The following is a 22,779-nucleotide window of genomic DNA, read 5'->3' as shown; positions in this document are numbered from 1 at the left end:
GCGCTGCTTCAAACAGGAACAAGACCATGGCTGAGTTCATACTCCCCATTAAGTCCCGCGTCAAAAAGGGTAAGACCTTTAAAGCCGAGGGTGCGGCCCGCGTTAAACGATTCCTGATTTATCGCTGGGATCCCGATAATGACGACAACCCGCGGGTGGACACCTATGAAGTAGACCTGGATACCTGTGGTCCGATGGTGTTGGATGCCATCATCAAGATCAAAGACGAAATCGATTCGACCCTGTCGTTTCGTCGCTCTTGCCGCGAAGGGATCTGTGGCTCTTGCGCGATGAATATCGATGGTTTGAATACGCTGGCTTGTACCAAAGCCATTGATGACATCCAAGGCGATGTGCGTATCTACCCTCTGCCGCATATGAAGGTGGTCAAGGATCTGATTCCGGACATGACGCATTTCTATGCGCAATATGCGTCGATCAAGCCTTGGATTCGCACCCAGACACCAGCGCCCGATCGCGAGCGGCTGCAGTCGGTGGAAGACCGCGCCAAACTGGACGGCCTTTATGAATGCATTCTTTGCGCCTGCTGCTCCACCAGCTGCCCCAGCTATTGGTGGAATAGCGATCGCTATCTGGGTCCAGCGGTCTTACTGCAGGCCTACCGCTGGATTGTGGATAGCCGTGATGAAGCTACCGGCGAGCGCTTGGATGATTTAGAAGATCCCTTTAAGTTGTATCGTTGTCACACCATCATGAACTGCGCGCATACCTGCCCCAAGGGCTTAAACCCGGCCAAGGCGATCGCGGAAATCAAGAAAAAGATGGTGGCGCGGCGCTAGCGCCATGAGTGAATTATCGCGACTTCGCTGGCGCAGCCGGCGCGGCACCAAAGAGCTGGATCTGATGTTCGAACGCTACCTGGATGCGCAAGCCGGGCATTTGGATACCGAACATGTGGCGCAGCTGGATCGGCTTTTGGATCAGGAGGACGATTGTCTACAACGCTGGTTGTTGTATGGCGAGCCGGTGGAGCGCACCGAGCTGATCGACATCGCAGCAAGGGTGCGTCGTAACTTCACCCCCGACTCAGAAGGTGTTGACCACCTCAGCCACTCCCGGTGAGCGCGAGCGCACTAAGCGCTCGACCACATTTTTCAAATCCAGAGTGGAGCGCGGGCATCCCACACAGGCGCCTTTTAAGCGCACCTTCACCGTGCGGTCCTCCAAGGCCACAAATTCGATGTCGCCACCGTCTTGCATGAGAATCTTGCGGGCCTCGTGTACCGAGGCCTTCACGGTCTCGACATCAATCGGACCATCGGCCGGCACGTCATCTTTTTCGCGGGCCGCTAAGGTTTGCGCACGGTCAAGGCGCAGCGCCAGTTCGGCATCAAGTTCTTCGATGGCATCCAATTCATCCTCACTGTAGACGTGGTCTGGGTTGGGATTCAGCAACGCCTGCAGGGCTTTTTCATCAACAATCATCGCCTTACCTCTTTTGATCTTCGGGCTTGAGTATAGACGAAAGTCTGAGCGCGACACGCAGCCTGCGCAATTCATCCGCAGAGGCCGACCAGGGGCCTAAGACGAGGCGCAACCGGGCGCCACGCCGGAACTGTGCATAAAGCAAAATCAAACTGGGCAAGGCCACCGTATCATAATGCAAATAAAAAGCATGCCAGGGGCCGTGCGGGCGGCGAATCCACCATTGGCCCAAATCATCACAGGCCAAGTGAGCCCAGAGCGAATGCTTTAATTGGATCTCTAACATGGCATGACCTAGGATTGCGCTGGGTTTTGCAGTGAAAAAATGATGACTTAGGTAGACTTTTTATGAGATCGCCTCGTCCATAATGATCTTTTATTTCCTCTTCGGGAGATCGTCATGGACTCAACTGAACTGGCTGCAATCATGAGGGAGTTTCTTATGGATGCGGGACCGATATATATCGTGGTGGGAATCATCGTTGCCTTGGTGTTGGGTTATTGGTACGGCCGCCAGCAGGGCGATGCCGGACGGGTGCGTGAATTAGAAGCCGAGCTGGAAAATCAGCGCAGCAAATCCATGGCCTACCGCTCACAGGTGGACCGACACTTTCAAAGTAGCGCCGAGTTATTCACCAAGATGGCCTACAGCTATCGCGACATGTATGAGCATGTGGTGAAAGGCTATGACCAATTGGGCGCCGGGCCGCAAAACCGCGCGCTGCCGAGCACCGCGGCCAAGCTCTTGGAACTCACCGAGGAAGACAAGCAAAGCGCGATCTCTGGCAAAGCCACCCCGGCGCCGAGCACCCCGCCGACAGCTAAGCCAATACCGACGCAGTCTGCCACGCCCGCGGCTAAGCCAAGCGCCCCTTCGGGAGCAACGGTGCAAAGTTCGCGACCAGCGGCAAGTTCAGCGATGCGCCCTGCCTCCAGCGCCAAGCCTACCCCGAGTTCGCCCGGAACCATCCCCGGCGCCGACAGCGTGGTGAAGTCGCCCGACCAGCCCGATCGTATCCGTATCCGTCCAAACCCGATGGATACCCACAAGAAGTCTTGATTTTGGTGGGAGTCAAAGCGGGTATCGGCGCACACTGATACCCGCTTTCTTTTTGGGTGCATCACCCACTCTCGGGGAACTTTGTTCTAAGATACGGGCTCAATGTTCGGTATCTACCCGTGAGGCAAGCACTGCATGAAACCCGAATGGAAAGATTTCTTACTTCAGGCCGGTGCAGAATTTGACGGCGAGCGCGTCATGCACTTTGGCAACCCTGAGCGCGAAAACAGCGTTGTGGTCACCGGCGATATCCTCTGCGATTTATCGCATCACGGCCTGATCAGCGCCCATGGCGAGGATGCGGAAGCGTTTTTGCAGGGACAATTGAGTCTCGATGTGACCGACATCAGCGAGAGCATCAGTCATTTGGGCAGTTACTGCACCCCCAAGGGCCGCATGCTTGCCGTTTTTCGTATGTTTCGCCGCGGCGAAGCGCTTTATATGCGCCTACCCCGCGAGACCGTTGAGGCCACGCTAAAGCGTCTGTCCATGTTCATTCTACGGGCCAAGGTGACGCTGGAAGATGCGGATGATGCTTTGGTGCGCCTGGGTCTGTCTGGCCCAAATGCTCGAGCCGAGCTGAAAACCGCTTTGGGTATCGACCCACCGGAGGCGACAGATAACGTGGTACGACATGACAGCTATAGCATTATCTGCATTCCTGGCCTGCATGATCGCTTCGAGATTTATGGTGACCTGGAACCCATGACTCAACTGTGGCAGAAATTGAATGTGCGCTGCGCTCCCGTAGGTGCGCCTTATTGGGGACTCTTGGACATCATGGCGGGTATTCCGCAGATTTATCCGCAGACCGCTGAGGCCTTTGTGCCACAAATGGCGAATATGGAATTGCTCGGCGGGGTTAACTTCAATAAGGGCTGTTATCCGGGCCAAGAAGTGGTGGCACGATCGCATTATCTCGGCAAACTCAAGCGGCGCATGTATCGCCTAGCACTGCCCATCGATGACGCGCCTGAACCGAATACGCCGCTGTTTGATGCCAAAAACGACCCAGACCAACCGGCTGGCTTTATTGTTGAAGCCCAACCCCACCCGGATGGGGGACTGCAAGCACTGGCGGTACTCAAGATTGCCAGCGCCGAATCTGGCGATCTTCATTTGGGCAGTGCTGAGGGACCTGCCGCGAGCGTTATGTCGCTACCCTACTCGTTGGAAGCCGCCAAGGCAGGCTAACGCTAAGGAACTCTGATGCGATTCCTGTTTTTTCTATTTGTTGCGATTTTGCTGATGGTTTGGGCGGCTTATTTCAGCCGTGAGAACAACCGCAAGCTGTCTAACACGCTATATGTGATCGCTGCGGTGCTGGGCGTGTTGTTCGTGGGTGGCTTTTTGCGCCTGCTCTAGCGACTGCGACCTTGTAGATGTTTTTTCTGGCGCTTGCGTTTGTATTGTTGGCGCGGGGTCAGGGTGTTGCGCTTGCCTTCATAGGGGTTCTCACCCGTCCGAAACTCAAGGCGAATGGGCGTACCCACCAGCTGCAGTTGTTGGCGAAACCAATTGCTGAGATAGCGTTTATAGCTAGCGGGCAAGGCATCGGTTTGGTTGCCATGAATGACAAATATCGGCGGCTGTTTGCCACCCTGGTGAATATAGCGCAGCTTGATGCGCCGACCTCGAACCAGAGGCGGCTGATGCATGGCTAAAGCTTGATCCAAAAGGCGCATTAGCTCGGGGGTAGAGACTTTGATGCGGGCGGCCTGATAGGCGCGCTCCACTGCGGCAAACAAGTCCCCTACGCCAGTGCCATGCAAAGCCGAGATGAAACGCTTTTCAGCGAAATCTAAAAACGGTAGCTTCAGGTCCAAGTCGGCCTTGACCCGCTCGCGTTGGTCGGGCGATAAGCCATCCCATTTATTAATCGCCACCACCAAGGCCCGGCCCGCATCCATGACCAAGCCCAAGAGGTGCGCGTCTTGTTCGGCGATCCCCTGCTGCGCGTCGAGCAGAAAAATCACCACATCACTCGCATCGATAGCTTGAAGGGTCTTGATGACGGAAAACTTTTCGATGGCATCATGCACGCGGGCCCGGCGGCGCACGCCTGCGGTATCGATCAGGGTGTACTGTTTCTCATCTCGTTGAAATGGCACGAAGATGCTGTCGCGCGTCGTTCCCGGGATGTCACTGGCCAGCACCCGCTGCTCACCGAGGATGCGGTTCATTAAGGTGGATTTACCGGCATTGGGGCGGCCTACAAAGGCAATACGGATGCCTGGCCAGAACGCTTCATGTTCCTGCTCTTCGGCTTCGGAGTCCGGGAGATGTTCCCAGACTCGCCGCATCAGCCCTTGAATCCCCCGGCCATGCGCGGCGGCAATCGGAATAGGCGCACCGATACCCAGGCTGTGGAACTCCGCAGCGGTGGCATCGGGATCCAAGCCATCGGTTTTGTTCAACACCAACAATACTGGCTTACCCATGACCCGCAGGCGAGCGGCAACCGCTTCATCAGCGCCGCTGAGCCCTTCACGGGCATCGACTAAAAACAAGACCACATCGGATTCAGAGACTGCCTGCAGGGTCTGCTGAGCCATCAAGGTATCGAGTGTTTCTGCTTCTCCGCTGAGCCCCCCGGTGTCCACCACCAGATAGGACCGTTCACCCACTTTACCTAGGCCATACTGGCGATCACGGGTGAGCCCAGGACGATCGGCCACTAAGGCATCGCGCGAGCGGGTAAGCTGATTAAACAGCGTGGATTTACCGACATTGGGCCGCCCCACTAGGGCGATGACGGATTTCATATCACGGCAGATCGGGCGCGTTTACCGCCACCAATTGTCCACCCTGGCCATACGCATACACTGTCCCGTCAACTACCCGCATTTCGCCGGCGATGCCGTTACGATCACCCTGCACCCGACCTGACAACGCGCCGTCCTCTGGGGAGAGCCAATGCAGATAACCCTGGTAGTCGCCGACCACGACGTAGCCACCCAAAACCACCGGTACGGTCACACCACGCAGTCGAAGTTGGTCTTGCTGCCACAGCGTAGCGCCATTGCGACGATCCAAGGCCCAGACATGACCAAAGCTATCGGTGGTGAACAACATATCGCCGGCTACCGCCACACCTTGGTAGGAGGACAGATCACGCTGCCACAGCGTGCGGCCATCGGAAACGCTCAAGGCAACCACCTGACCCTGATAGCCAGCGGCATACAAGACTCCATCGGCCAGCACCATGGCCCCATCGACGTCCGCCATGCGCTCCAACTCAGAGCGGCCGCTAGGCGTCGAGATCACCGCTTCCCAAAGGGCGTTGCCGCGGCCTAGACCAAACATCACCAAGCGGCCGTTATCAAAGCCCGCGGCAACCCGCCCCGACAGCATCAAGGGCGTGCCTGAACCACGTAAACTCAAGGCCGGAGTGGTGCGCCCTGCGGTCCAGCCCACTTCTCCGGTGCGCGCATCCAGGGCATGCAAGCGGCCGTCATTGGTGCGCACCACCACGGCCCCTTGGCTCACAGCAGATATCGCCATGACTTCGCTGGACAAACGCCGACGCCAGATCTCCCCACCATCGCTTAGGTTCAAGGCAATGGCCTCACCGAAGCCACTACCAACGATGACCACATCACTGCCGCCATTGACGCCGCCGGTCAGCGGCAGATCCAGGCGGACCTGCCAGAGGCTAGCCCCATCATCACGGGAAAAAGCGCTGACCATGCCGCGTGCATCTGCCACCACGATCTGGGCATCCGTCACATAGGGTGAGAGCCGCAAAAACTGACCTCCCGTACCCGCTCCAGCGCTACGATTCCAAGCCACCCGCGGCTGGACCTCGGCTTCAAAGGCCGGCAGCGGCGCCGGTGGTTCAGCCGTATCGCGGGTAAATATGCCTCCACACGCACTGAGGCTGGCGGCGATCAACAGCAGGAAAATGGATCTCAACAAGGAGATTGGACGTTGGCTATGGTGTGTCATCAAACTGGCCCAGGGCATCGTGTTTCATTTGCAAATAGTCGCTGACGCCGGCTGCCGAAGCAATGGCCCGCTCATACGCAGCCCTTGCAGCCGACAAATCACCCAACTGGCGATGCGCATCACCACGCATCTCATCGGCTATTGAGGCGAATGCAGCGGGCAAATCCGCGGACAGAATCTCGAGCGTGCCCTGCGGGTTCTCACTCGCTAACTGTATCTGCGCCAGGCGAACGCGCGCTAGAGCCTGCTGTTCAGGGTAACGGCTGTTGAGCATCACCGTCTCGAGATGATCCTCGGCGCGCGCCAGATCATCCTCGCCCACCGCCAGAGCCGCTAATTCCAGATGCGCCAGCATGGCATAAGGTGTGCGACGGTAATCGGCGATCAACAATTCGGCCTGAGCTCTAGCCAGCTCAGGCTGGCGCACGGCAGCCACCTGCAGGCTGTGATAGATATCCGATGCCTGAGTCGCGGTACGCTCTTGGTGTCCGTCCCAGAAGCGCCAGCCAAGCACTGCGCTAAGGCCCAGAACCAGGCCAAGGATGATGGCGAGTGAGTTTTCCTTCCACCATCGCTTGATCTGTTCGATGGTTTCTTCGTCTGTGTTGGCCATGCGGCCTTCTCCTAATCGGGTCGCTTGTCGTGCAGCGGCAAAGCCAGCTGTTCAGCCAAGTATTCTGCCACGTTTGCGCTGGGCATTGCGCGCTGATTGGCACTCAAATCGCGTAAGGGTTTCAATGCCACCTCGGCTTTTTCTGCTTCGGCATCACCGATGATCAGCGCATAGTGCGCACCACTGCGATCTGCTCGGCGCAGCTGGGCTTTAAACTGCCCACCGCCGCAGTTCATCTGTAGACGTAGCTGTGGCAGACGATCACGCAAGTGCTCTGCCAATAATTGCCCCTGCTGTTCGGCGGCAGCGCCCACCAAAACCAAATAAGCATGCACCTCCGGCTCGGCCGGTTGTGCCCCTGATTCTTCCAGTAGGGCGATGAGGCGCTCCATGCCCATGGCAAAACCGGCTGCCGGGGTGGCTTGCCCGCCCAATTGTTGGACCAGACCATCATAGCGGCCGCCGGCGCAGACCGTGCCTTGGGCGCCCAAGGCGTCGGTGATCCATTCAAAGACGGTGCGGGAGTAATAATCAAGGCCTCGCACCAAGCGCGGGTTGACCACGAATGCCACGTCTGCGGCACTCAAGCGTTGTTGCAGGTTCTCGAAATGTTCCGCCGACTCGGTATCCAGATAGTCCAAAAGACTGGGCGCGGATTGAATCACCGGCCGTAGCGCCGGATTTTTACTGTCCAAAATGCGCAGGGGATTGGTGTCTAAGCGTTCCAGAGATTCGGCATCCAAGACCTCTTGATGCTCTTTGAGATGCGCTACCAGCGCCTGGCGGTAGTTCTGTCGTGCCTCAGGCGTGCCCAAGCTATTAATCTCCAAGCGCAGATCTTTGAGGCCCAAAGCCCGCCACAGCCGCGCGGTCATCAAGATCAGCTCGGCATCGACATCGGGACCAACCATGCCGAACGCTTCGACACCGATTTGATGGAACTGCCGGTAGCGGCCTTTTTGCGGCCGTTCGTGGCGAAACATCGGGCCGGCATACCAGAGCCGCTGTTGCTGATTATGCAAGAGGCCATTTTCGATGCCGGCACGCACGCAGACTGCGGTGCCTTCAGGGCGCAGGGTTAGTTGATCGCCGTTGCGGTCTTCAAAGGTGTACATCTCTTTGGAGACGATGTCCGTGACCTCACCGATGGAGCGCGCGAATAACTCGGTTTGCTCAACAATGGGGAAGCGGATTTCCGCGTATCCGTAGGCGGAAAGAACAGCTCGGGTCTGGGATTCTAGCCACTGCCACAGCGGGGTTTGGGCAGGCAGAATATCGTGCATGCCACGAATGGATTTAATGTGTTTACTCATCGAGATGGTTTTTGGTTACAGCTTAATCGCCTAAGGTCAGGCGTAGTGTATTATCCCCACGCGCACTTGTCGCGGTCTCGATGATTTCACCATTCAATCGCAAGTCCACACCCGGCGCATTGCCGAGAAAAATCTGTACGGGGCTGGAAACCTCGATGTTCCGTTCCGAGCCGGCAGTCAGCAGATCGTAAATCTGTCTTTGACCCTCTCCGTCGACGACCTCAATCCAAGAACTCTCTTCCAAAAATAACTGAATGCGCACCATGGCAGCGGACGGCTCTGTCACCCTCGCCCGTGGTGAATTCTGTTGCGGTGTTGCTGATATTGGCGCGCTTGCCAGAATTTCCGGGGTTGAAGAAGGGGCGCTTTGCGGCGTCTCTACCCCAGCCACAACGGCCTCTTCAGCGGGAGGGGTACTCGAGGTGGGCTCAGAAGCGGCTGCCTCAGGCAGGGGGGATGTTTCAGGCTCCGGAGTGACAGGCTGAGTACCGGTAGTCCGAGCTACCGGCGGTGCGTTCGAGGTTTCTCGGGTGACATCGGGCCCCACTGACGAATTGGCGGGAGGCAATAGCATGCTGCCTTCGATGGCGGTACCCGCTGGGGGTTGCCGATCGACGTACCATATTGCGGTAAAACCCACCAGCACTACAGCGACGGCACTCCAAAGAACCGGCGGAGACTTCCAACGAGATTGCCGCCGCATGAGCGCCGGAGGATGTGCTTCTTCTTCGCCCATCATGGAGCGTTCAGGCATCCTTTCTAGGGGCTTTTGCATGACCGCTGGGAACAAGGCGTCATAGGCTTCCAGCATCTGCCGCGGGTTTGTTTCTAAGACCTTACCCGCGCCGCGCAGATACCCTTTAATGTAGGGCGTGGCGGGCAAGGAGTCGAACTGATCGTTTTCCAGCGCCTGAATGACAGCGGTTTTCAACAGTAGACGTGAGGCCAAATCGCTTTGGCTCAGGCCCTTGGCGTCACGTGCGGCCTTGAGAAGCGCCCCTGGTGACGCGCTCACTCCCTGAGCGAGCTCGCTGGTTCCTGCTTCATCGATTTGCTCAGTGGCCATAATCGGTTTCCAAACGGCTTAATTCCTGCAGTGCGGGCCGATAGTCATCACGCAGCTTCAGCGCCTCACCAAAATAACTTCTCGCCCGCTCGATGTCACCGGTTTCCCGTGCGCAAATGCCCGCATTGGTCCATAACATCTCAGGCGTAGCGTACGCCGTGTCATTCAATCCTAACTGAAACATGGCCTCTGCCTGGGCGAATTCGCCCTGTCGACACAGAAATGTACCATATATATTAAGTATTTTTCCGTCGCCTTGTGCAAGCCCATAGGCTTTTTTTAGGTTCTCGCTGGCCAAAACCAGCTGGCCATGTTCTTCTTGGATGAGGCCGCTGACGGCCCAGATCAGCGGTTGTTGCGGATCTAAACGCTGCGCTTCGTCGAGGCGCATTTGCGCTTCTTGACTATCACCGACACTCCACGCGTGCAGGGCGATTTGTGCTTGTAAGTGCGCGGCCCGTTGCGCATTGGCCGCGGATGTGAGCGAGTTTTGCGCGCAGCCGCCTAAGGCAAGCGCGCCGACGAGAACCCAGGCAAAGCGATGCGCCATTAAGAGGCGGCGACAACACCCACAGATTCAATGCGCGCATAGCGCATGGCACGGCGAGTGCGGTCAGCGACTCGGCCCACCAGCTGGCCACAGGCCGCATCGATATCATCACCCCGTGGGCGACGCGTCACGGTAATCAGTCCAGCGCGAGTCAGAATCTGACGGAAGGTGTTGATCCGCTCTTGAGAAGAGCGCTGATAGGGCGCTCCGGGAAACGGATTAAAGGGAATGAGGTTTACTTTGCAGGGAATATCCGAGAGGATTTTCGCCAGCGCTCTTGCCTGCTCGGGCGAGTCGTTGACGCCATCAAGCATCACATATTCCATGGTGATGCGGTCATGGTGGCCGCCGGCGCCGGCATAGCGGCGACAGGCATCCAGCAAGACTTGCAAAGGGTATTTGCGGTTGATGGGCACCAGTTCATTACGTAATTCATCATCCGGTGCATGTAGACTCAGCGCCAGCGACACTGGCAAGCGTTCTCTGAGCTCATCAATGGCCGGTACAATGCCCGAGGTACTCAGGGTGACACGGCGACGGCTCAAGCCATACGCATTGTCTTCGAGCATCAGCGACATGGCATCCACCACGGGTTCGAAATTCAGCAATGGCTCGCCCATGCCCATCATCACGACATTGCTGACCACACGACTTTTTCCCTCTTCAGGCTGCAGCACTTGGCGCGCGACGTGTAATTGGCCAATGATTTCCGCGCTGCTGAGGTTACGGTTAAAGCCTTGGCGCGCTGTGGAACAGAAACTACAGTCCAAAGCACAGCCTACCTGAGAAGAGACACATAACGTGCCACGACCATCCTCGGGGATGAAGACGGTTTCGATACAATTGCCGTCTTCCAGGCGCAACAACCACTTACGCGTGCCGTCTTTGGCATTTTGTTCCAGCGCGATTTCGGGTACGTCGATACAGGCTTGTTCAGTGAGCATCGCACGTGCGGCTTTGGACAAGTCGGTCATCGCATCGAAATCGGTGACGCCGCGCTGATGTACCCATTTGAGTACCTGCACGGCGCGAAAAGGCTTTTCACCGCGCGCGACAAACCAGGCCGTGAGCGCTTCACGACTCATGCCCAGTAAGTTATCGCGCGGGTGATGACTCATGTTTAGCCTCGGGCGCAGACTTCTTCAGGCTTGAAAAAGTAAGCGATTTCTTCGCGGGCGGTGTCGGGACCGTCGGAGCCATGCACGGCATTGGCATCAATGCTGTCCGCGAAATCTGCACGGATCGTGCCTGCTGCGGCTTCCTTGGGGTTGGTGGCACCCATCAGCTCGCGGTTGCGGGCAATGGCATTCTCGCCTTCCAAGACTTGGACCACCACTGGGCCGGAAATCATGAAGTCGACGAGGTCTTTGAAGAAGGGGCGCTCGCGGTGCACGGCGTAAAAACCCTCGGCTTGTTCACGGCTGAGCTGCATCATGCGGGCGGCGACAATGCGCAAGCCGCCTTTTTCGAAGCGGCTATAGATCTCGCCGATGACATTTTTAGCCACCGCGTCGGGCTTAATGATGGAAAGGGTGCGTTCAACAGCCATGCAATACTCCAAGTGTGTGTGTTTCAATCATAGCCCAGCCACGCGGCAAAAAGCCGGTGGCCGGATAAGCGGCGTAGTTTAATGGTTTCAGCGGACGGGGAATAGAGCACCCCAATCTGGCTCTGGCCTACTGGCGCTCTTCCATCCAAGCCAATTGAATGGCCTCGAGAATTCGTTCACCGCTGCGATCGGGCGCATCATCAAATTCCGGCAGCGCCATCACCCATTCACGCAGCTCCACAAAATTAATGCTGCGCGGATCGACGTCGGGATGTTCTTCGTCCAGCGCGATGGCGATTTCTAGGCTATCGACCCATTTCAGTCCCATGATGGCGTCCTCTTAGTGATGTTCCGAGACCTGATTGATGGTGTATTTGGGGATTTCCACCACCAGATCGGTATCCGTGACCACTGCTTGGCAGGACAGGCGTGAATCCGGCTCTAGGCCCCAAGCTTTGTCCAGCAAGTCCTCTTCGGTCTCGGTGGGATGCTCCAGTGACTCAAAACCCTCACGCACATACACGTGACAGGTGGTACAGGCACAGGATTTCTCGCAAGCATGTTCGATATCGATGTGGTGGGCCAAGGCAGCGTCACACACGGTGGTACCAGGCTCAACGTCGATCACCGCACCCTCAGGGCACATCTCTTCGTGGGGGAGAAAAATGATTTTTGGCATAGCGGGTTTATCACTCCAAGGGTTAATCGAATTCTTCAACGCGGCGTCCGGACATCGCCTGACTGATGCTGCTGTTCATGCGTCGAGCCACAAAAGCCTCACTCTCACTCTCGACAGCCTTGATCGCTGCTTCGATGGCCAGATGATCATCACCGCTGGCCACTTGTGCGAGATGATTCCGGGCCTGCTCGATCGCCGCATGTTCCTCATTAGAGAGCAGACGGCCATCCGCTTTGAGCGCTGAGCGTAAGGCTTCGAGCACGCGTTCTGCCTCGACTTGTTGTTCACGCAGACGGCGCAACTGCATATCGTCGAGAGCATGACTGCGGGAATCGGTGAGCATGGTCTCGATTTCCGCATCGGTGAGCCCATAAGACGGCTTGACCTCAATGCTGGACTGCACACCACTGACGATTTCTTGGGCGGTGACATTCAACAGGCCATCGGCATCGACTTGATAGGTGACCCGCACGCGCGCGGCACCGGCGACCATCGGCGGAATACCGGATAGCGTGAACCGGGCCAATGAGCGGTTATGGTCGACCAAATCGCGTTCGCCCTGCACGATGTGCAGTGCCATGGCATTTTGCCCATCTTTGAAGGTGGTGAACTCCTGGGCGCGGGCTACGGGGATGGTCGTGTTGCGCGGAATAATGTGTTCCACCAAGCCGCCCATGGTCTCCATGCCTAAGGACAGGGGGATGACATCCAACAACAGCATCTCATCGCCGGGCTTGTTGCCGGCCAGTATGTCGGCTTGCAAGCTGGCGCCGATGGCGACCACCTTATCCGGGTCGATATCAATCCTGGGTGCGCGCTCGAAGAACTCGGCCACACGCTCACGCACCCGCGGCACGCGCGTCGATCCACCGACCATGACCACGTCGATGACTTCTTCGCGATCGATCCCGGCATCACGCAGGGCACGCCGACAGGTGGCTAGGGTTTTACTGATCAACGGGTCCAGCAGCTCATGCAGCTGGGTTAAGCCTAGCGTGTCTTGGTAGACGCTGCCGTCATCCAAGGCCAGTTGCCATGGGGCTTCATCGACATCGCTTAATCGCTCTTTGAGAGCACAGGCTTCGAGCATCAGTTGGCGCATACGCTGGTGGCCTGTGTCGGCATCAAGGCCTGCCTGCTGCATCATCCAGCTGGCTATGGCTCGATCAAAATCATCGCCGCCCAAGGCGCTATCACCGCCGGTGGCCAGGACTTCGAACACGCCCTTGTTGAGGCGCAAGATCGACACGTCAAAGGTGCCACCGCCGAGGTCGTAGACGGCAATCACGCCTTCCTGCCCTTGATCCAGCCCATAGGCAATGGCGGCAGCCGTCGGCTCATTCAATAAGCGGTAAACGTTTAGGCCAGCGATGCGGGCGGCGTCTTTGGTGGCTTGGCGCTGTGCGTCATCGAAGTAGGCTGGCACGGTGATCACGCCACCGGCGAGCTCGCCGCCCAATGCCTCTTCGGCGCGTGCCTTGAGCGATTGAAGAATTTCTGCGGAAATTTCCACTGGGGTGAGATCGCCCGCGCGGGTTTGTAGGCGCGGCATTCCGCCCTCATCGGCGGCAAAGGCATAAGGTACATGACCGGCTACGGTTTTAAGGTCAGCGATGCCCCGCCCCATCAGGCGTTTGATTGAAGCGATGGTGTTGAGCGGGTCGGTGGCGGCTGAGGTTTTGGCTTCATGGCCGACGATGACGTCGCCATTGGGGGCAAAATGCACCACCGAAGGCACCAGGGATCGGCCGTTCTCATCCGCTAGGCAGTCAGCCATGCCGCTGCGTACGCTGGCTACCAGTGAATTGGTCGTGCCCAAATCAATGCCCACAGCCAGACGGTGCTGGTGTGGCGCTGTGGACAATCCCGGTTCAGAAATCTGGAGTAAAGACATTTTTCGCTCTAGCTCATGAGTGAGTCATCGATGACTTCCGCCTGATGCGCCAATTGCTCGCGCAGCCTTTCAAAAAATCGAATTTGTAGCACCCGTTCGCGGGCCTCATCCCACGCCTGTTGTTCCCAGGCGGCAACGAAACCATCCAACAGTCCGCGGTAACGGTTTTTGATGTCCTTTTCGAGCTGTTCTAATGCCTGAACGGGGTCGGCTGCTTGGGGCAATTCGTCGAGGGCTTCGCGCAGCGCCATTTGATCCATGAGGAATTCCATATCGTGGGTCGTGTCTTTTTCGTCATCAATCTCTACGCCCGCTAGCGACAACAAATAGCGCGCGCGCCGTCCTTCATCTTTGAGCGTCGCGTAGGCCTCATTCACATGCGTCGCGCCCTGCACGGCTAGGCGCCGCTGGTCATCCGCTGCACTGGCAAAGCGGTCCGGATGCAGTTCGGACTGAAGCTGGCGATAGGCCGTTGCAAGCGCGGCCTGATCGACCGCGAATTGTTCGGGCAGCCCGAACAGCGCGAAATAACTGCGCGAGAAGTCCAACTGCGAACTCATATCCCGAAACTTTCACCACAGCCGCAGCGTGATTTTTCGTTCGGGTTATTGAACTTAAAACCTTCGTTTAAGCCTTCCTTGGTGTAATCCAGTTCAGTGCCATCGAGGTACACCAAGCTGCGCGGATTGATGATCAGCTTAACGCCCTTGTCCTCGAACACTGTGTCGCCTTCTTCAAGCTCGTCGGCGAATTCCATGACGTAGGCCATACCCGAGCAGCCTGTGGTGCGTACACCCAGACGCAAGCCAATCCCTTTGCCGCGCTCATCCAAGAAGGTGCGGACGCGGTTCGCAGCAGTTTCGGTCATTGCTATTGCCATGATGCCTCCTTTGGAAGACTGGGTAAAAACGGGGACAGACCCCTTTTTTAGGGGTACGACCCCGAATGGGGTCGTACCCCGTTGGTTGGGGGTCAGACCCCAAATGGGGTCTGACCCCATTTTTACGTTAGGCGACTTCGCTGACGGCTGTGCCGTTTTTCTTGCGGTAGTCGTCGATGGCAGCCTTGATCGCGTCTTCGGCTAAGACCGAACAGTGGATCTTCACCGGCGGCAAAGCCAGCTCTTCAGCAATCTGCGTGTTCTTGATGCTGCCGGCTTCGTCCAAGGTCTTACCCTTGACCCACTCAGTCAGCAAGCTGGAACTGGCAATCGCCGAACCACAGCCATAGGTCTTGAACTTGGCATCTTCAATCACGCCCGCCTCGCTCACCCGAATCTGCAGCTTCATCACATCACCACAAGCCGGGGCGCCCACCATACCAGTGCCCACGCTCGCATCGTTCTTGTCCATCGCTCCCACATTGCGCGGGTTCTCGTAATGGTCCAACACCTTGTTACTGTATGCCATGTCTTGGTTCTCCTCTTCGGGTTTGTGGGGTCGTACCCCATTTGTGCGTTTTTGGTGGGGTCTGACCCCATTTGGGGGGTTAGTGGGCGACCCACTCTACGGTTTTGAGGTCGATGCCTTCCTGGTGCATCTCCCACAGCGGGGACAGCTCACGCAGCTTCTCGACGGCGCCGCGTACCAGATCAATGGTGTAGTCAATCTCTTCAGCCGTGGTGTAGCGGCCAATGGAGAAGCGAATCGAGCTGTGTGCCAGCTCATCATCACGGCCCAAGGCGCGCAGCACGTATGAGGGCTCAAGACTGGCACTGGTACAGGCCGAGCCCGAGGATACGGCGATATCCTTGAGCGCCATGATCAGGCTCTCGCCTTCGACAAAGTTGAACGAGACGTTCAAAGCACCAGCAACGCGCTGTTCCAAGTCGCCATTGAGGTAGACCTCGTCCATATCCTTAAGGCCATTCCACAGACGATCGCGCAGACTTCTGACGCGCTCCATCTCCGTGCCCATCTCTTCACGGGCAATGCGGAAAGCCTCGCCCATACCAACGATCTGGTGGGTGGCCAAGGTGCCCGAGCGCAAACCGCGCTCATGGCCGCCGCCGTGCATCTGCGCTTCTAGGCGAACGCGGGGCTTTCTACGTACATACAAAGCACCAATGCCTTTGGGGCCATAGGTCTTGTGCGCCGAAAAGCTCATCAGGTCTACCGGCAGCTTCTCAAGATCAATCACCACCTTACCGGTGGACTGCGCCCCATCGACATGAAAGATAATCCCTTTGGAGCGGGTCAAGGTGCCAATGGCGTTCAGGTCTTGGATCACGCCGATCTCATTGTTCACATGCATGATCGACACCAAGATCGTGTCATCGCGCAGCGCCGCCTCAAGCTTAGCCAGATCCACCAGACCATTGGGCTCAGGATCCAGGTAGGTCACTTCATAGCCTTCGCGCTCGAGTTGGCGCGTGGAGTCCAACACCGCTTTGTGTTCGGTCTTAACGGTCACAATATGACGGCCCTTCTTATGGTAGAAGTGCGCAGCGCCTTTGATCGCCAGGTTGTTGGCTTCGGTGGCACCACTGGTCCAAATAATCTCGCGCGGATCCGCGTTCACCAACGCAGCCACCTCTTCACGCGCCTCCTCGACCGCCGCCTCAGACTCCCAGCCAAACTTGTGTGAGCGCGAGGCCGGATTGCCAAACAATCCATCCACCGTCAAATACTCACTCATCTTCTTGGCCACACGCTCGTCCATCGGCGTGGTCGAGGAATAGTCCAAATAAATCGGTAACTTGATACTCACTGGTGTCTCCTGATCCTGAATAGGGCTTAATGCTGAATTTATGTTCGCTTAGGGCTGTTTCAATGGGTCATTAAGGACCCACCGCGACCGCGACGAAAACTGACGACTTCTTCGACGCGACGGCGCTGACGTTCAGCGACTTCTTGAACTCCGCTGCTTTTCATCACGTCTTCGAGAGTGATATTCGCTAAAAAGGTGTGGATGCGGTCACTTAAGTCACTCCAGAGTTCATGGGTGAGACAACGCTCTTCGTTCTGGCAGTCCTCAGCACCGCCACAACGGCGTGTATCCAATTTTTCATCAACGGCTGAAATGACATCGGCGATAGCTAGCTCGGCCGGCGGACGACTCAGGGTGTAGCCGCCCCCAGGACCACGCGTACTCGACACCAAACCCTGTTTGCGAAGGCGAGCAAATAACTGCTCTAGGTAGGACAGTGAGATGCACTGCCGCGTAGAAATATCTGCCAAGGAGATCGGACCCTGATCATTATGAATGGCCAGATCCAGCATGGCGGTTACCGCGTAGCGACCTTTTGTGGTCAGTCTCATGACGCTAACTCCCTAAAATTTGTCTGGGTATTGTAACAATTTCCGATCAAAATAGTCAAGAATTATCCGTGCCGGTGCCGGGGTTTTGCCGAGGCTGATTGGCCAGCCCCAAGTCTCCCAATTCCTCAGCCGCCAACTCGTGAATCGTCGTGTCATCCACTTGCGCCCCTAAGGTTTTGAGCGCGTGGCTGTTTTCATCCATGCGATGATCCAGCGTATGCAAATGATCGAGGATGCGATTAATCGCCAGCGCCACGGGATCGGGCATGTTTTCGGTCGTGCCATAGGCATTAAAACTGCCGGCGGCACCTGGCGCATCCAGCCCGGCAGCCTCGCCCCCCTCGAGCGCGGTAATACGCCCGGGAATGCCGACTACGGTGGCGCCAGCGGGGATGTCCTTGAGCACCACGGCATTGGAGCCGACGCGGGCATTATTGCCAATGTGTAAGGGCCCGAGGATTTTCGCACCGGCGCCAACCACGACGTTATTACCCAATGTGGGATGACGCTTGCCCTTCTCCCAACTGGTGCCGCCTAAAGTCACGCCATGATAGAGCGTGCAGTCATCGCCAATCTGCGCGGTCTCGCCAATCACCACACCCATGCCATGATCGATAAAAAACCGCCGGCCAATCGTGGCGCCAGGATGAATCTCGATACCGGTGAGCCAGCGGCTGAAATAGGCCAACAAACGCGCCACCCACCGCAACCCCATGCCCCATAAGGCATGTGCCAAACGATGCAGGATGAGCGCGTGCACCCCAGGATAAGTCGTTACCACCTCAAAGCGGTGGCGCGCCGCGGGGTCGCGATCAAAAACGCAGCGAATATCTTCTCGCAATCGCTCGAACATCAGATTGAATTCCGTCTTCTACTCTGGCCAGTGCTTGGCATTGTACTACCGCGATAGCCAACGAGACGAATTCACCTAGCGGGATTGTTGTATGGCGGTGAGCATGCCGCGCAAAATAGCTACTTCATTGGCGCTTAATCGGGTTCGGGAGAACAGGCGCCGCAGCCGACGCATCAAGTGCCGAGGGTTCTCAGTATCGAGAAAATCCAGATCGATGAGCACCCGCTGGAGATGCTCGTAAAAGCGCTCGACATCTTCCTGTCGCGCCCAAGCCTCACCCAAAGGTAGGTCCAGCTCCAATGGTGGTAGCGGCGAATTGGCCAGCGCCGCCAAGCGCAGTTCATAAGCCATGACCTGCAAAGCTGCGGCGATGTTCAGCGAGCTATAAGCCGGATCTGTGGGGATGGTCACCAAGGCCTGGCAGGCGTCCATTTCTTCATTGGTCAGACCGATGCGCTCCTGCCCGAACAGCAAGGCCACGGGTCCTTCAGCCGTGGCGGCAATCAGCTGTTCAGCGGCTTCGCGCGGAGTCAGCTGTGGCCAGCGCAAGCTGCGTTGACGCGCACTGCAGCCAAACACCCGATGGCACTCAGCGACTGCGGCATCCAATGTGTCACTAACCACGGCTTGCGCCAGTAAATCGTCCGCCCCCGATGCCCTAGCGGTGGCATCAGCATGCGGGAAATGTACGGGTGCCACCAAACGCAAATCGCTCAAGCCCATATTCTTCATGGCGCGTGCGGTGGCACCGATATTGCCCGGATGGGTGGTGTTTAACAGCACCATGCGCACCGAGCCCAAAGCCCGAGCCGCTTCTAAAGTGCTTGCGTCTTGTGTATCGTTCGCCATCTTAAGTTTGCCTGTTTTCGGAAATCTTGCATGCATCCGTATCTCAACACCGCCATTAAAGCCGCGCGCGCCGCCGGATCCATTATCGCCCGCAGCGCCAATCGACTCGATATGGTAAGCGTGCAACAAAAAGACGCCAATGACTTTGTCACCCAAGTCGACCAGGCCGCCGAAGAAGAAATCATTCGCATCTTGCGCCGCGCCTATCCGGATCATGGGTTTTTGGCGGAGGAAAGCGGGGCCAGTGACTCTGAGAGTGAATTCACCTGGGTTATCGATCCGCTGGATGGCACGACCAATTTTATTCACGGCATCCCGCAATACGCCGTATCGATTGCGCTTAAGCAGGGCAAGCGTCTTGAGCAGGCGGTGATCTACGATCCGATCAAAGAAGAACTGTTCACCGCCAGCCGTGGCGGCGGCGCGATGCTCAATAACCGTCGCATTCGCGTCAGCGACCGCAAAGATCTCAATGGGGTATTGCTGGGCACCGGCATTCCGTTTCGCGCCCATCATGATCTGGATTTCTTTATTGAGGCCTTACGCGCGCTGTTGCCAGGCACTGCGGGGGTGCGCCGTGCCGGGGCTGCTTCTTTAGATTTGGCCTATGTGGCCTGTGGACGTCTGGATGGCTTTTGGGAAAGCGATCTCAATCAATGGGACATCGCTGCTGGCGCCTTAATCGTACAAGAGGCCGGTGGCTTGGTGGGCGATTTAAGTGGCGGCGAACGCTTCTTGGAGAGTGGCAACATCGTTGCCGCCAGCCCGAAAGTCTTCAAGGGCATGTTGCAGCGACTGCATCCGCTGATTAACAAGACCGCCTGATCTCGGGAGCCAAACCCGCCGCAAACGCCTGAGTGCGCGGAAATAAGCCCGCCGCACTAAGGCAGGCTGTCGAACTCTTCGCCTTCTTTCTTCACCGGCAGCAAGACTTTGCGGTCGACACCCAGCATCAAGGCCGCCGCTGCCGCCACGTAGATCGATGAGTAGGTACCGACGATCACGCCGATGATCAGCGCTAGGGCGAAGTTTTGAATCACCGCGCCGCCTAGAAAATACAAACACAGCAACACCAACAAGGTCGTGGCACTGGTGACGATGGTGCGTGCCAAAACCTGATTCACCGACTTATTCATGACCGTCTCAGCGGCGTCTTTGCGCAGCTTGCGGAAGTTCTCGCGAATGCGGTCATAGACCACAATGGTGTCGTTCAACGAGTAGCCGATCACCGCCAAAATGGCTGCCAGCACTGCCAAATCAAACTCCAACCAAAGCGCCGAGAAAATGCCCAAAGTGATAACCACGTCATGCACCAAAGCCGCTACCGAACCCAAAGAAAAGCGCCATTCAAAGCGCAAGGCCACATAGATCAAAATACCAAACAGCGCATAGATCATGGCCAGACCGCCTTTTTCGCGCAGCTCTTCGCCCACCTGGGGACCGACAAATTCGACACGGCGCAGTTCCACGCCCTCAGGACCGCCAGAACGCAACACACGCAACACACCCTCGGATAGATCAGCGGTATTTTGACCCTCACGCGGCGCTAAACGAATCAACACATCGCGGGAAGTACCGAAGTATTGCACCGTAGCGCGGCCGTAACCGCCCTCTTCCAATTGGTCGCGGACCTCTTCTAAAGCCACTGGCTCGGGATAACCCACTTCCACCAAAGTACCGCCGGTGAAGTCGATGCCAAAGTTCAGCCCGCGAAAGATCAGAAACAACACCGAGGCCAGCAGTAATAGGCCTGAGATCACCATCGCGATGCGACGCTGACCCAGGAAGTTGATATTGGCATTGGCAAAGTTCAGTTGCATGGGACTTGCCTCAAATCGCCAGTTTCTGCAGACGCCGGCGGCGCCCGTAGATCAGGTTAATCATACCGCGGGTCACCACGAGCGCGGTGAACATGGACACGAGAATGCCAATCGACAAGGTGATGGCAAAGCCTTTGATGGGCCCGGTACCAAATAGGAACAGCACCAAAGCCGCGATCAAGGTCGTGATGTTGGCATCCACAATGGTGGAGAGCGCGTTCGCATAGCCTCCTTGAATCGCTGCCTGGGGTGAATTCCCATTGCGCAGCTCTTCACGAATACGCTCAAAAATCAGCACGTTGGCATCCACCGCCATACCCACGGTCAAGACGATACCGGCAATACCCGGCAGGGTGAGCGTCGCTTGCAACAACGAGAGAATGGCGATGATCAACACCAGATTCAGCGCCAAGGCGACATTGGCAACCACTCCGAAGATTCGGTAATAAATCGCCATAAACAACAAGACCAAAATAAAGCCGATCACCACGGAGTTAAAGCCGCGTTCGATGTTATCGCGACCAAGACTGGGACCCACCGTGCGTTCCTCAATAATACTCATGGGCGCGGCCAACGCCCCGGCACGCAGCAGCAAGGCCAGATTGCGGGCTTCACGGGTGCTGTCCAATCCCGTGATCTGAAAACGCCGACCCAATTGATCCTGAATACGGGCGACGTTAATCACCTCTTCCGTGCGCGTGGTTTGGCGCACCATTTCGCCATCACGCTCCACGGTTTCGGTGGCGGTTTCGATGAACACCGTGCCCATGAGGCGCCCGATATTCTCACCGGTGACGCGGCTAAAAATACGCGCCCCTTGAGCATCTAGATTGATAAAGACCGCGGGGCCACCCGAGTCTTGGGCAATACCGGAGGTGGCGTCATTGATGTAATCACCGGTGAGCATGACGCGCCGCTGCAGCAATACCGGCGAGCCATCGCGCTCGAAATACAACCGCGAGTTGGCGGGCACGCGCCCGGTCGCTTGGGCTTCGAAGGGATCATTGCCCTCATCGACCAACCGAAACTCCAAGGTTGCCGTGGCACCCAAAATCTCTTTGGCGCGAGCGGTATCCTGAACACCGGGGAGTTGCACGACGATACGGTTCTCCCCTTGCTGTTGAATCACCGGTTCGGCCACACCCAATTCATCGACGCGGTTGCGCAGGGTGGTGATGTTTTGCTGCACCGCTAGGCGCCGCTGAATATCCATTTGGTCGCGACTGATGTTAGCGACAATCAAATAAACCGGTCCGGCCTGACGCGTGGCAAAATCCAGATCACCGCGGTATTCGCGACGCACCACATTCAAGGCCTCATCACGCCGCTGCGCATCATCAAAGCGAGCCAACACTGTTTGACCATCGCGCTCGATCGTTAGATAGCGGGTGGTTTCCTCACGCAAAATCGTACGGAACTCACTGGCGTAGCGCTCAGCGATATTATCGCCCACGGCATCCATATCGACTTCCATAAGAAAGTGGACGCCGCCCCGCAAATCCAGACCCAAGGCCATGGGCCGGGCATTGATCGCTGCTAGCCAACCGGGCGTTGCCGGCGCTAGATTCAGGCCAATGGATAAATCCCCCATGGCGGTGCGCAAGATATCGGCGGCGCGCAGCTGTTCGTCGGTGGTTTCAAAGCGCACCTGAAACTGGGCGCCATCAAACTCATAGGCCTTGGCTTCGACGCCACGGCCCTCGAGAATGCCGCGAATCTGCAACTGCGTATCGGCATCCACCACTTCGGCAATGGGATGCGCCACTTGCACCACCGGGTCCTCGGGGTACAGATTCGGCAAGGCATACAGCAGGCCGAAGACGACCGCTGCGATAATCAGCAGATATTTCCAGGCAGGATAACGATTCATTACGGCGCT

General features: G+C 57.1%; 26 protein-coding genes and 1 pseudogene. 6 read left to right on the top strand and 21 right to left on the bottom strand.

Features of this window, described 5'->3' with window-relative positions; all coding sequences use genetic code 11:
- The first annotated feature begins 26 nt into the window (after positions 1–26).
- Both CKX93_RS08415 and CKX93_RS08410 read left to right on the top strand, forming a co-directional pair.
- Positions 27–800, top strand: coding sequence for a succinate dehydrogenase iron-sulfur subunit (locus CKX93_RS08415; RefSeq protein WP_076756308.1), 774 nt, complete (start codon positions 27–29; stop codon positions 798–800).
- A gap of 4 nt (positions 801–804) precedes the next feature.
- Complete coding sequence (locus CKX93_RS08410) at positions 805–1,083, top strand: FAD assembly factor SdhE (RefSeq protein WP_076756307.1); 279 nt, start codon at positions 805–807, stop codon at positions 1,081–1,083.
- Here CKX93_RS08410 and CKX93_RS08405 read toward each other — a convergent pair.
- Positions 1,048–1,416 (bottom strand): annotated as a pseudogene (locus CKX93_RS08405) (NifU family protein); the annotation flags it as partial. The gene CKX93_RS08410 and the pseudogene CKX93_RS08405 sit on opposite strands and share 36 nt — an antisense overlap.
- A gap of 430 nt (positions 1,417–1,846) precedes the next feature.
- On the opposite strand from CKX93_RS08405, the gene CKX93_RS08400 reads away from it, so the two are divergent.
- The 3 genes from CKX93_RS08400 to CKX93_RS08390 all read left to right on the top strand — a co-directional run bounded on the left by CKX93_RS08400 (position 1,847) and on the right by CKX93_RS08390 (position 3,871).
- Complete coding sequence (locus tag CKX93_RS08400) at positions 1,847–2,506, top strand: Z-ring associated ZapG family protein (RefSeq protein ID WP_084178735.1); 660 nt, start codon at positions 1,847–1,849, stop codon at positions 2,504–2,506.
- Positions 2,507–2,641: 135 nt separating this feature from the next.
- On the top strand, positions 2,642–3,700 hold the full coding sequence (gene ygfZ / locus CKX93_RS08395) for a CAF17-like 4Fe-4S cluster assembly/insertion protein YgfZ (protein WP_076756304.1): 1,059 nt from the start codon (positions 2,642–2,644) through the stop codon (positions 3,698–3,700).
- A gap of 15 nt (positions 3,701–3,715) precedes the next feature.
- A complete protein-coding gene (locus CKX93_RS08390; RefSeq protein WP_200799847.1) occupies positions 3,716–3,871 on the top strand; it encodes a hypothetical protein in 156 nt (51 codons plus the stop codon).
- On the opposite strand, the gene der is transcribed toward CKX93_RS08390, so the two are convergent.
- The 18 genes from der to CKX93_RS08300 all read right to left on the bottom strand — a co-directional run bounded on the left by der (position 3,868) and on the right by CKX93_RS08300 (position 19,080).
- On the bottom strand, positions 3,868–5,271 hold the full coding sequence (gene der, locus CKX93_RS08385; protein ID WP_076756303.1) for a ribosome biogenesis GTPase Der: 1,404 nt from the start codon (positions 5,269–5,271) through the stop codon (positions 3,868–3,870). The genes CKX93_RS08390 and der overlap by 4 nt on opposite strands.
- A gap of 1 nt (position 5,272) precedes the next feature.
- Entirely contained in the window at positions 5,273–6,454 is a 1,182-nt protein-coding gene (gene bamB, locus CKX93_RS08380; RefSeq protein WP_076756317.1) for an outer membrane protein assembly factor BamB, read from the bottom strand.
- Positions 6,441–7,067 carry a YfgM family protein gene (locus CKX93_RS08375; RefSeq protein WP_076756302.1) on the bottom strand — a complete coding sequence of 209 codons (627 nt, stop codon included), beginning with the start codon at positions 7,065–7,067 and terminating at the stop codon, positions 6,441–6,443. Before CKX93_RS08375 ends, bamB begins: the two co-directional genes overlap by 14 nt.
- Before the next feature lie 11 nt (positions 7,068–7,078).
- Positions 7,079–8,380: a histidine--tRNA ligase gene (gene hisS / locus CKX93_RS08370; protein ID WP_076756301.1), complete on the bottom strand. Its 1,302-nt coding sequence runs from the start codon at positions 8,378–8,380 to the stop codon at positions 7,079–7,081.
- 22 nt (positions 8,381–8,402) lie between these two features.
- Positions 8,403–9,446: a helix-turn-helix domain-containing protein gene (locus CKX93_RS08365; RefSeq protein ID WP_076756300.1), complete on the bottom strand. Its 1,044-nt coding sequence runs from the start codon at positions 9,444–9,446 to the stop codon at positions 8,403–8,405.
- Complete coding sequence (locus CKX93_RS08360; RefSeq protein ID WP_076756299.1) at positions 9,436–9,996, bottom strand: hypothetical protein; 561 nt, start codon at positions 9,994–9,996, stop codon at positions 9,436–9,438. Before CKX93_RS08360 ends, CKX93_RS08365 begins: the two co-directional genes overlap by 11 nt.
- Positions 9,996–11,114 (bottom strand): dual-specificity RNA methyltransferase RlmN, encoded by a 1,119-nt coding sequence (gene rlmN, locus CKX93_RS08355; protein ID WP_076756298.1) that lies wholly within the window; start codon positions 11,112–11,114, stop codon positions 9,996–9,998. The genes CKX93_RS08360 and rlmN overlap by 1 nt, the downstream gene beginning before the upstream one ends.
- Positions 11,115–11,116: 2 nt before the next feature.
- Complete coding sequence (gene ndk / locus CKX93_RS08350; RefSeq protein ID WP_076756297.1) at positions 11,117–11,545, bottom strand: nucleoside-diphosphate kinase; 429 nt, start codon at positions 11,543–11,545, stop codon at positions 11,117–11,119.
- A 127-nt stretch (positions 11,546–11,672) separates the two neighbouring features.
- A complete protein-coding gene (iscX, locus tag CKX93_RS08345) occupies positions 11,673–11,867 on the bottom strand; it encodes a Fe-S cluster assembly protein IscX (RefSeq protein WP_076756316.1) in 195 nt (64 codons plus the stop codon).
- Between the two features lie 18 nt (positions 11,868–11,885).
- Complete coding sequence (gene fdx / locus CKX93_RS08340; protein ID WP_076756296.1) at positions 11,886–12,224, bottom strand: ISC system 2Fe-2S type ferredoxin; 339 nt, start codon at positions 12,222–12,224, stop codon at positions 11,886–11,888.
- A 22-nt stretch (positions 12,225–12,246) separates the two neighbouring features.
- The gene (gene hscA / locus CKX93_RS08335) at positions 12,247–14,118 is read right to left on the bottom strand and encodes a Fe-S protein assembly chaperone HscA (RefSeq protein ID WP_076756295.1); all 1,872 of its coding nucleotides are present in this window, start codon (positions 14,116–14,118) and stop codon (positions 12,247–12,249) included.
- Positions 14,119–14,126: 8 nt separating this feature from the next.
- A complete protein-coding gene (gene hscB / locus CKX93_RS08330) occupies positions 14,127–14,678 on the bottom strand; it encodes a Fe-S protein assembly co-chaperone HscB (RefSeq protein WP_076756294.1) in 552 nt (183 codons plus the stop codon).
- Positions 14,675–14,998, bottom strand: coding sequence for an iron-sulfur cluster assembly protein IscA (gene iscA / locus CKX93_RS08325; RefSeq protein ID WP_076756293.1), 324 nt, complete (start codon positions 14,996–14,998; stop codon positions 14,675–14,677). Before iscA ends, hscB begins: the two co-directional genes overlap by 4 nt.
- A gap of 127 nt (positions 14,999–15,125) precedes the next feature.
- A complete protein-coding gene (iscU, locus tag CKX93_RS08320; protein ID WP_240076653.1) occupies positions 15,126–15,527 on the bottom strand; it encodes a Fe-S cluster assembly scaffold IscU in 402 nt (133 codons plus the stop codon).
- A 79-nt stretch (positions 15,528–15,606) separates the two neighbouring features.
- Positions 15,607–16,821, bottom strand: coding sequence for an IscS subfamily cysteine desulfurase (locus CKX93_RS08315; protein ID WP_240076667.1), 1,215 nt, complete (start codon positions 16,819–16,821; stop codon positions 15,607–15,609).
- A 65-nt stretch (positions 16,822–16,886) separates the two neighbouring features.
- A complete protein-coding gene (locus CKX93_RS08310; protein ID WP_076756224.1) occupies positions 16,887–17,378 on the bottom strand; it encodes an Rrf2 family transcriptional regulator in 492 nt (163 codons plus the stop codon).
- A gap of 55 nt (positions 17,379–17,433) precedes the next feature.
- The gene (gene cysE, locus CKX93_RS08305) at positions 17,434–18,231 is read right to left on the bottom strand and encodes a serine O-acetyltransferase (protein ID WP_076756223.1); all 798 of its coding nucleotides are present in this window, start codon (positions 18,229–18,231) and stop codon (positions 17,434–17,436) included.
- 75 nt (positions 18,232–18,306) lie between these two features.
- Entirely contained in the window at positions 18,307–19,080 is a 774-nt protein-coding gene (locus CKX93_RS08300) for an RNA methyltransferase (protein WP_076756222.1), read from the bottom strand.
- A 30-nt stretch (positions 19,081–19,110) separates the two neighbouring features.
- Between CKX93_RS08300 and CKX93_RS08295 the strand changes: the two genes are divergently transcribed.
- Positions 19,111–19,905 carry an inositol monophosphatase family protein gene (locus tag CKX93_RS08295; protein ID WP_076756221.1) on the top strand — a complete coding sequence of 265 codons (795 nt, stop codon included), beginning with the start codon at positions 19,111–19,113 and terminating at the stop codon, positions 19,903–19,905.
- 56 nt (positions 19,906–19,961) lie between these two features.
- Here the strand turns inward: CKX93_RS08295 and secF are convergent, their stop codons facing one another.
- The gene (gene secF, locus CKX93_RS08290; protein WP_076756220.1) at positions 19,962–20,900 is read right to left on the bottom strand and encodes a protein translocase subunit SecF; all 939 of its coding nucleotides are present in this window, start codon (positions 20,898–20,900) and stop codon (positions 19,962–19,964) included.
- 10 nt (positions 20,901–20,910) lie between these two features.
- Positions 20,911–22,770: a protein translocase subunit SecD gene (gene secD, locus CKX93_RS08285; protein ID WP_076756219.1), complete on the bottom strand. Its 1,860-nt coding sequence runs from the start codon at positions 22,768–22,770 to the stop codon at positions 20,911–20,913.
- Between the last annotated feature and the right edge of the window lie 9 nt (positions 22,771–22,779).

This window comes from Ectothiorhodosinus mongolicus (assembly GCF_022406875.1).
Classification (GTDB): domain Bacteria; phylum Pseudomonadota; class Gammaproteobacteria; order Ectothiorhodospirales; family Ectothiorhodospiraceae; genus Ectothiorhodospira; species Ectothiorhodospira mongolica.
Note: the sequence above shows the minus strand (reverse complement) of the source record. Positions and strands in the feature narration are given on the sequence as shown.

Bases quoted from the DNA above. Each gene is read 5' to 3' on its own strand.
- CKX93_RS08310 (WP_076756224.1), bottom strand. From the start codon at position 17,378: ATGAGACTGACCACAAAAGGTCGCTACGCGGTAACCGCCATGCTGGAT.
- secF (WP_076756220.1), bottom strand. From the start codon at position 20,900: ATGCAACTGAACTTTGCCAATGCCAATATCAACTTCCTGGGTCAGCGT.
- CKX93_RS08415 (WP_076756308.1), top strand. From the start codon at position 27: ATGGCTGAGTTCATACTCCCCATTAAGTCCCGCGTCAAAAAGGGTAAG.
- CKX93_RS08300 (WP_076756222.1), bottom strand. From the start codon at position 19,080: ATGGCGAACGATACACAAGACGCAAGCACTTTAGAAGCGGCTCGGGCT.
- fdx (WP_076756296.1), bottom strand. From the start codon at position 12,224: ATGCCAAAAATCATTTTTCTCCCCCACGAAGAGATGTGCCCTGAGGGT.
- iscA (WP_076756293.1), bottom strand. From the start codon at position 14,998: ATGGCAATAGCAATGACCGAAACTGCTGCGAACCGCGTCCGCACCTTC.
- der (WP_076756303.1), bottom strand. From the start codon at position 5,271: ATGAAATCCGTCATCGCCCTAGTGGGGCGGCCCAATGTCGGTAAATCC.
- CKX93_RS08400 (WP_084178735.1), top strand. From the start codon at position 1,847: ATGGACTCAACTGAACTGGCTGCAATCATGAGGGAGTTTCTTATGGAT.
- CKX93_RS08360 (WP_076756299.1), bottom strand. From the start codon at position 9,996: ATGGCGCATCGCTTTGCCTGGGTTCTCGTCGGCGCGCTTGCCTTAGGC.
- ndk (WP_076756297.1), bottom strand. From the start codon at position 11,545: ATGGCTGTTGAACGCACCCTTTCCATCATTAAGCCCGACGCGGTGGCT.
- CKX93_RS08390 (WP_200799847.1), top strand. From the start codon at position 3,716: ATGCGATTCCTGTTTTTTCTATTTGTTGCGATTTTGCTGATGGTTTGG.
- cysE (WP_076756223.1), bottom strand. From the start codon at position 18,231: ATGTTCGAGCGATTGCGAGAAGATATTCGCTGCGTTTTTGATCGCGAC.
- CKX93_RS08365 (WP_076756300.1), bottom strand. From the start codon at position 9,446: ATGGCCACTGAGCAAATCGATGAAGCAGGAACCAGCGAGCTCGCTCAG.
- CKX93_RS08410 (WP_076756307.1), top strand. From the start codon at position 805: ATGAGTGAATTATCGCGACTTCGCTGGCGCAGCCGGCGCGGCACCAAA.
- hscB (WP_076756294.1), bottom strand. From the start codon at position 14,678: ATGAGTTCGCAGTTGGACTTCTCGCGCAGTTATTTCGCGCTGTTCGGG.
- hscA (WP_076756295.1), bottom strand. From the start codon at position 14,118: ATGTCTTTACTCCAGATTTCTGAACCGGGATTGTCCACAGCGCCACAC.
- iscU (WP_240076653.1), bottom strand. From the start codon at position 15,527: ATGGCATACAGTAACAAGGTGTTGGACCATTACGAGAACCCGCGCAAT.
- bamB (WP_076756317.1), bottom strand. From the start codon at position 6,454: ATGACACACCATAGCCAACGTCCAATCTCCTTGTTGAGATCCATTTTC.
- CKX93_RS08375 (WP_076756302.1), bottom strand. From the start codon at position 7,067: ATGGCCAACACAGACGAAGAAACCATCGAACAGATCAAGCGATGGTGG.
- rlmN (WP_076756298.1), bottom strand. From the start codon at position 11,114: ATGAGTCATCACCCGCGCGATAACTTACTGGGCATGAGTCGTGAAGCG.
- secD (WP_076756219.1), bottom strand. From the start codon at position 22,770: ATGAATCGTTATCCTGCCTGGAAATATCTGCTGATTATCGCAGCGGTC.
- hisS (WP_076756301.1), bottom strand. From the start codon at position 8,380: ATGAGTAAACACATTAAATCCATTCGTGGCATGCACGATATTCTGCCT.
- CKX93_RS08295 (WP_076756221.1), top strand. From the start codon at position 19,111: ATGCATCCGTATCTCAACACCGCCATTAAAGCCGCGCGCGCCGCCGGA.
- ygfZ (WP_076756304.1), top strand. From the start codon at position 2,642: ATGAAACCCGAATGGAAAGATTTCTTACTTCAGGCCGGTGCAGAATTT.